6 protein-coding genes are annotated in these 6,198 nt (G+C 72.2%); 2 read left to right on the top strand and 4 right to left on the bottom strand.

Annotated elements, in window-relative coordinates:
* Window positions 1-5 precede the first annotated feature (5 nt).
* Together JQC91_RS16945 and JQC91_RS16940 are read left to right on the top strand one after the other, a co-directional pair.
* A complete protein-coding gene (locus JQC91_RS16945; RefSeq protein WP_203288704.1) occupies window positions 6-1,307 on the top strand; it encodes a cobyrinate a,c-diamide synthase in 1,302 nt (433 codons plus the stop codon).
* Window positions 1,308-1,316: 9 nt separating this feature from the next.
* Window positions 1,317-2,555, top strand: a complete 1,239-nt coding sequence (locus JQC91_RS16940; protein WP_203288627.1) for an MFS transporter — start codon at window positions 1,317-1,319, stop codon at window positions 2,553-2,555.
* 79 nt (window positions 2,556-2,634) lie between these two features.
* On the opposite strand, the gene JQC91_RS16935 is transcribed toward JQC91_RS16940, so the two are convergent.
* The 4 genes from JQC91_RS16935 to JQC91_RS16920 form a co-directional block, all read right to left on the bottom strand.
* Window positions 2,635-3,906: an ABC transporter permease gene (locus JQC91_RS16935; RefSeq protein ID WP_203288703.1), complete on the bottom strand. Its 1,272-nt coding sequence runs from the start codon at window positions 3,904-3,906 to the stop codon at window positions 2,635-2,637.
* A gap of 10 nt (window positions 3,907-3,916) precedes the next feature.
* Window positions 3,917-4,726, bottom strand: coding sequence for an ABC transporter ATP-binding protein (locus JQC91_RS16930; protein WP_238941586.1), 810 nt, complete (start codon window positions 4,724-4,726; stop codon window positions 3,917-3,919).
* Between the two features lie 7 nt (window positions 4,727-4,733).
* The gene (locus tag JQC91_RS16925) at window positions 4,734-4,934 is read right to left on the bottom strand and encodes a hypothetical protein (protein ID WP_203288626.1); all 201 of its coding nucleotides are present in this window, start codon (window positions 4,932-4,934) and stop codon (window positions 4,734-4,736) included.
* Between the two features lie 85 nt (window positions 4,935-5,019).
* On the bottom strand, window positions 5,020-6,030 hold the full coding sequence (locus JQC91_RS16920) for an ABC transporter substrate-binding protein (RefSeq protein WP_203288625.1): 1,011 nt from the start codon (window positions 6,028-6,030) through the stop codon (window positions 5,020-5,022).
* Window positions 6,031-6,198: the final 168 nt, after the last annotated feature.

Genomic DNA, 6,198 nt, shown 5'->3' with positions numbered 1-6,198 from the left:
CCGGGATGAGCGGGGGCGGCCTGCTGATCGCCGCGCCGTCGTCGGGGGCGGGCAAGACGACGGTGACGCTGGGCCTGCTGCGCGCCCTGCGGGACGCGGGGCACGGCGTGCGGGGGGCCAAGTCCGGCCCTGACTACATCGACCCGCGCTTCCACGAGGCGGCGACGGGCCGCCCCTGCCCCAACCTCGACGCGTGGGCGATGGATGGCGCGACGCTGCGCGGGCTGGCCGCCGGGCCGGGGCTGCTGGTCGTGGAGGGTGCGATGGGGCTGTGCGACGGGGCGCCGCCGGACGGGCGCGGGTCGGCGGCCGACCTCGCGCGGGGACTGGACCTGCCGGTGGTGCTGGTGGTCGACGCGGCGCGGATGGCGCAGTCGGTGGCGCCGCTGGTGGCGGGGTTCCGCGACCACGCGGGGGTCGACGTCGCGGGGGTGATCCTGAACCGGGTGGGCAGCGACCGGCACGCGGCGATGCTGCGCGCCGCGCTGGGCGGGATCGGGATGCCGAGCCTCGGCGCCCTGCCCCGCGATCCGGCGCTGGCCACGCCGTCGCGCCACCTCGGGCTGGTGCAGGCGGGGGAGCGGGCGGATCTCGACGCGTTCCTCGCCCATGCGGGCGCGGCGGTCGCGGCGGCGTGCGACGTGGCGGCCCTCGCGGGCCTCGCGCGACCGCTCGCAGACGCGCGCCCGCCCCGCCTCGCCCCGCCCGCGCAGCGGATCGCGGTGGCCTCTGACGCGGCCTTCGCCTTCGCCTATCCGCATCTCCTCGACGGCTGGCGGCGCGCGGGGGCGGAGGTCGTCCCGTTCTCGCCCTTGGCGGACGAGGCCGCGCCCGGGGCCGATCTCGTCTACCTGCCCGGGGGCTACCCGGAGCTGCACGCGGGTCGACTGGCGGCGAACGCGCGCTTCCTAGCCTCGCTGCGCGACCGCGCCGTGTTCGGGGAATGCGGGGGCTACATGGTGATGGGCGACGCGCTGACCGACGCGGCGGGCGCGACGCACCGGATGGCGGGGCTGCTGCGGCTGGAGACCTCCTTCGCCGCGCGGCGCCCGCATCTCGGATACCGCAGCCTCCGCGCCGCCTGCGGCCCCTTCGCGGGAACGTGGGCGGGGCACGAGTTCCACTACGCCACGACCGTCCGGGCCGAGGGCGATCCGCTGTTCGAGGCGGCGGACGCGGAAGGCCGCGCCCTGCCCCCGATGGGATTGCGGGCGGGCGCGGCGGCGGGCTCCTTCGCGCATCTGATCGCGCCAGTCCCCGCGTATCCGCACAATCCCGCGCTGGACGCCCGTGCGGCGGGTGCCTAGGCCCGGGGCATGACCTCCCTCGACCCCCCTGCCGCGACGGACGCGCGCGGCGACCGGCGCGCGTGGCGCAACGTGATCGTGCTCGTGCTGGCGCAGGCGATCCTCGGAGCGCAGCTTTCGATCCACCTGATCGTCGGCGGGCTCGCGGGGGTCGTGCTGGCCCCCTCGCCGCTGCTGGCGACCCTGCCGGTGAGCGTGATGGTCTTCTCGTCGATGACGACCGCCCCGTGGCTCAGCCCGCTGATGCAGCGGCGCGGGCGGGTGACCGGGTTCGTGATCGGCAGCCTCGCGGGCGCGGCGGGCGGGCTGCTCGCCGCCTACGCGGTCTGGGCGGGGAGCTTCGCGCTGCTGCTCGCGGCGCTCTACCTCGTAGGCATCTACCAGAGCGCGCAGGGCTTCTACCGCTTCGCCGCCACGGACGCGGCCTCGGACGGGTTCAAGCCGAAGGCCATCTCCTACGTGCTGGCGGGCGGGCTGCTCTCGGCCTTCGTCGGGCCGGCCATCGTCAAGGCGACCACGGGCGGCGCGGCCGGCGCATTGGAGTTCGTGCCGACCTATGTCGGCGCGGGGCTGCTGAGCCTCGTGGGCCTCGTGCTCTTCCCGCTGCTCGACCTGCCGCGCGCCGCGCCGAAGGCGGCGGGCGCGCCCGCCGGACGCACGCGGGGGCAGTTGCTGCGCGACCCGGCCATCGTGGTGGCGATCGTGTGCGCGATGGTCTCCTACGCGCTGATGACGCTGGTGATGACGTCGACGCCGCTGGCGGTGGTGGGCTGCGGCTTCGCCACGGCGACGGCGGCGGACGTGGTGCAGTGGCACGTGATCGCGATGTTCGGGCCGTCCTTCTTCACCGGGCACCTGATCGCGCGGTTCGGGACGACGGCCATCGTGTCCGCCGGGCTGGGCCTGCTGGCGGCGGCGGGGGCCGTGGCGCTGTCGGGGGTGGAGCTGTGGAATTTCTACGCCGCGCTCGTGCTGCTCGGCCTCGGCTGGAACTTCGGGTTCATCGGGGCGACGACGATGCTGACCCGGTCCCACGCGCCGGAGGAACGGGGCACGGTGCAGGGGCTGAACGACGCGCTGGTGTTCGGGCTGGTGACGGTGGCGTCGCTGTCGTCGGGCGGGCTGATGGGCGCGGCGCCCGAGGTGGTCGCGGGCTGGTCGGCGGTGAACCTCGCCATGGTGCCGTTCCTCGCGCTGGCGGGCGGGTCGCTGGTCTGGCTGGCGGTGCGGGGGCGGCGGGCGGCCTAGCCGCGCGGCCGGCCGCCGCGCGATCCGCCCCGGCGCGTGGTCCCGCCGGGCCCGGACGGCGGGGCGGGGGCACCCCCGCTCAGGAGCGGCCCTTCCACGGCACCAGCCAGCCCTCGAGCTTGCGCATCAGGATGTCGATGCCGAAGCCGATCACGCCGATCAGGATGATGCCCATCACCACGATGTAGGTCTGCTGGAACTTGGAGGCGGCGGTGATCATCATGCCCGCGCCCACGTTCGCCGCGACCAGCTCGGCGGCGACGACCGTGCCCCAGCACACGCCCATCGCGACGCGGGCGGCGGTGAAGATCTCGGGCAGGGAGTTGGGGATGATGACGTGGCGCAGGATCTGCCACTTGGAGGCGCCGAGGGAGTAGGCGGCGTGGACCTTGGTGATGTTCACGCCCGACACGCCGGCGCGCGCGCCGATGGCCATGATCCACAGGGCCGCGAGGAACAGGAGCACGACCTTGCCCGTCTCGTCGATGCCGAACCAGATGATGACCAGCGGGATAAGCGCGAGCGGCGGGACCGGGCGCATGAACTCGACGATCGGGTCGAACCAGCCGCGGAACCAGTCCGACAGGCCCATCGCGTAGCCCAGCGGGATGCCGACCAGCGCGCCGAGGGCGAAGCCCGCCAGCACCCGGAACAGCGAGTAGCCGAGGTGCTCCAGCAGGGTGAAGTTGCGGTAGCCGTCCGAGGCCGTCTCGGTGAGCGCCTGCCACACCCGCTCGGGCGAGGGGAGGTAGAGCGGCTGCATCTGCACGCCCCGGTCGGGGACGAAGTTGAGCGAGCCGCGGCGGGTCAGGTTGATGACCCCGTCCGCGAGCTGGATGCTGTCGCCCTCGCCGAGGCCGTCCAAGGGCTGCCCGTCGACGGCGACGACGCGGAACCCCTCGGCGTCCGCGCCCTCGTCGTTGGCCTCCACCCGGATGATCTGGCTGCGGTAGACCGCGAGCGAGGCGACGTCGTTCTTGGCGAAGCCGTCGCCCTCGGGCACCTCCGGCTCGTCCTCGTCCGAGCCGAGCGGGACGACGCGCACGGTGACGGTCGCCTCGTCGCGCTGCCCCTCGGCGTTCTCGGCGGTGTAGGTGAAGGAGGTGTCGCCCACGAAGGGGCCGGGCACGTGGATCGGCACGAGCTTGGAGCCGGTGAAGGCGCCCCAGATCAGGAACAGCACGACCACGGAGATGACGGAGGCCCAGCGGTTCGGGCGCACGGCGGACTCGTCGCCGAAGGTGACGGTCTTGACCGAGTCGATGCCCGTCCGCGCACGGTTGCGGGTAAGCAGGCCGACCACGATCATGGCCGCGACGAAGAGGCCGGCATAGACGGCGACGATGGCGATCCCGGTCATGTCAGGCGTCCTCCGTCCGGCCCATGATCTCCTCCTCCATCTCCCAGATCATGTTCAGGATCTCGTCGCGGGTGCGCGCGAACTCGGGATCCTTCTTCACGGTCCGGAGGTCGGCGCCCACGCCCATCTCGGCGAAGGGGAGCCGGTACTCCTTGTGGATGCGGCCCGGCCGGGGCGCCATCACGAGGAGCCGCTCGCCGAGGAGCAGCGCCTCCTCGACGGAGTGGGTGATGAGGATGATCGTCTTGCCGGTCTCCTTCCAGAGCTCCAGCACGAGGCCCTGCATCTTCTCGCGCGTGAGCGCGTCGAGCGCGCCCAAGGGCTCGTCCATGAGGATCACGTCGGGCTCGTTGGCGAGGCAGCGGGCGAGGGCCACGCGCTGCTGCATCCCGCCCGACAGCTCGAACACCATCTTGTCCTTGAAGTCCTTGAGGCCCGTGATCTCCAGCAGGCGGTCGGAGGTCCGGCGCCGCTCGGCCACCGGCACGCCGGCCATCCGCGGTCCGAACTCGACGTTGTCGCGCACGTTCATCCACTCGAACAGCGCGCCCTGCTGGAACACCATGCCGCGCTCGGCGTCCGGCCCCTTCACGTCGTGGCCGTTGAGGACGATGCGCCCCTCGGTCGGCGCGAGGAAGCCCGCGAGGATGTTGAGGAGCGTGGTCTTGCCGCAGCCCGAGGGGCCGAGGACCGACATCAGCTCCCCCTGCCCCAGCCGCAGCGAGACGTCCTTGAGCGCCTGCACGTGGCTGCCGTTGGGCAGGTCGAAGCGCATCGAGACGCCGTCGATGATGAGACCGGTGTCGGTCATGCCTATCTCACCTCGCTTCGCTCGGGGAATACTCGACCAGGTTGGCGATGATCCAGTCCTTGTTCATGAGCATCAGGACAACCAGTCCGACGGATATGCCCAGCCGGATGAAGGTCCGAGCGAGGTCGTCCACCGCACTCTCGTCATCCGCCGGCATGCCAAAAGCGCTGAAGACGATCCTCCGGATCCGTTCGATCGGCTTCGTCATAATGTCCCCTCTGCCGCGTGCCCCCGGCGGGGGCCGGGAGCGCGAGCGCCCCCGGCGAGCGCCTCCCCGCAGGGAGGCGCAGGCGTCACATGCCCTGCGCGGCCTGCAGCGGGCCGAGATCGATCGAGTCGGCGTAGCTGTCGAGCGCCGAGGGGATCGAGCCCGCCTCTTGGAAGACGCCCGCGACGCCGCCCATGAAGTTGGCCGCGTTGCCGCCGAGCCAGGCCTCGGAGAGCTGCTCGTCGATGGAGGGGAACTTGAACGTGGCGAGCGTCTCGGCGGTGGCCGTCTCGTCCATGCCCGCGTCCTGCGCGATCACGGGCAGCATCTCGGCCTCGTTCTCGCCGGACTTCCACATGGCATTGGCATCGGCCGTCACCTTGAGGAACTTCGCGAGCAGCTCGGGGTTCTCGGCGACGAAGTCGGCGGGGGCCGAGGTCACGTCGAACACGAGGATGCCCAGCTCCTCCTTCTCGGCGCCGGTCAGCAGCACGTTCCCCGATTCCGTCATGCGGCGCAGCGCGCCGCCCCAGCCGCAGGCCATGCCCACGTCGCCCTGCTCCAGCGCGTTCGCGCCCTCGGCGGGGGCGAGGTCGACCACCTCGAGCGAGGCCACGTCGACGCCGAAGTGGTTCATCTGACTCAGGAAGCCGTAGTGGGCGGCGGTGCCCAGCGGCACGGCGACCTTCTGCCCGGCGAGGTCGGCGACCGAGTCCTTGTCGATCTCGAGGTCGGAGGCCACGACGCAGTTGTCGTTGTCGGAATAGGACACGGCCACGTCGACGATCTTGATGTCCTGGCCGCCGGAGGCCGCGACCACGAAGGGCGGCACGCCTTGGCTGACGGAGATCTGCACGTCGCCGGACGCCATCGCGGCCGACATCGCGGTTCCGGTGTCGAAGGTCACCCAGTTGATCGGCAGGCCGAGCGCCTCCTCGTAGGTGCCCTGCGCCTTGGCGAACTGGAACGGCATCGGCCATTCGAGGAAGTAGCCAACGGTCAGCTCCTCGAGATGGGCATCGGCCAGCGCGGCCTGCGCGCCGGTCAGGACGGCGGCGGCCGACACGGCGGCGGCGAGCTTGGTCTTGAAGGTCATGGGGTCCTCTCCCGGTTGGATTGGGTCGCGGCGGGGGGCTCTTCGCGGCCCTCTCCGGAGGCATCACGCGCAGAGACGGGCCGGATTGCAAGCGGTCTCTCGCGTTGACGCCGGGAAACGACATGCCCGGTATCGGGACCGGCAGTCCCAGTTTCTGCGCCCCGCGAA

Source organism: Jannaschia sp. Os4 (assembly GCF_016820245.1).
GTDB lineage: Bacteria > Pseudomonadota > Alphaproteobacteria > Rhodobacterales > Rhodobacteraceae > Jannaschia.
The sequence above is the reverse complement of the archived record's forward strand: the minus strand, read 5'-3'. Positions and strand labels throughout refer to the sequence as shown.

Bases quoted from the DNA above. Each gene is read 5' to 3' on its own strand.
- JQC91_RS16925 (WP_203288626.1), bottom strand. From the start codon at position 4,934: ATGACGAAGCCGATCGAACGGATCCGGAGGATCGTCTTCAGCGCTTTT.
- JQC91_RS16940 (WP_203288627.1), top strand. From the start codon at position 1,317: ATGACCTCCCTCGACCCCCCTGCCGCGACGGACGCGCGCGGCGACCGG.
- JQC91_RS16920 (WP_203288625.1), bottom strand. From the start codon at position 6,030: ATGACCTTCAAGACCAAGCTCGCCGCCGCCGTGTCGGCCGCCGCCGTC.
- JQC91_RS16930 (WP_238941586.1), bottom strand. From the start codon at position 4,726: ATGACCGACACCGGTCTCATCATCGACGGCGTCTCGATGCGCTTCGAC.
- JQC91_RS16945 (WP_203288704.1), top strand. From the start codon at position 6: ATGAGCGGGGGCGGCCTGCTGATCGCCGCGCCGTCGTCGGGGGCGGGC.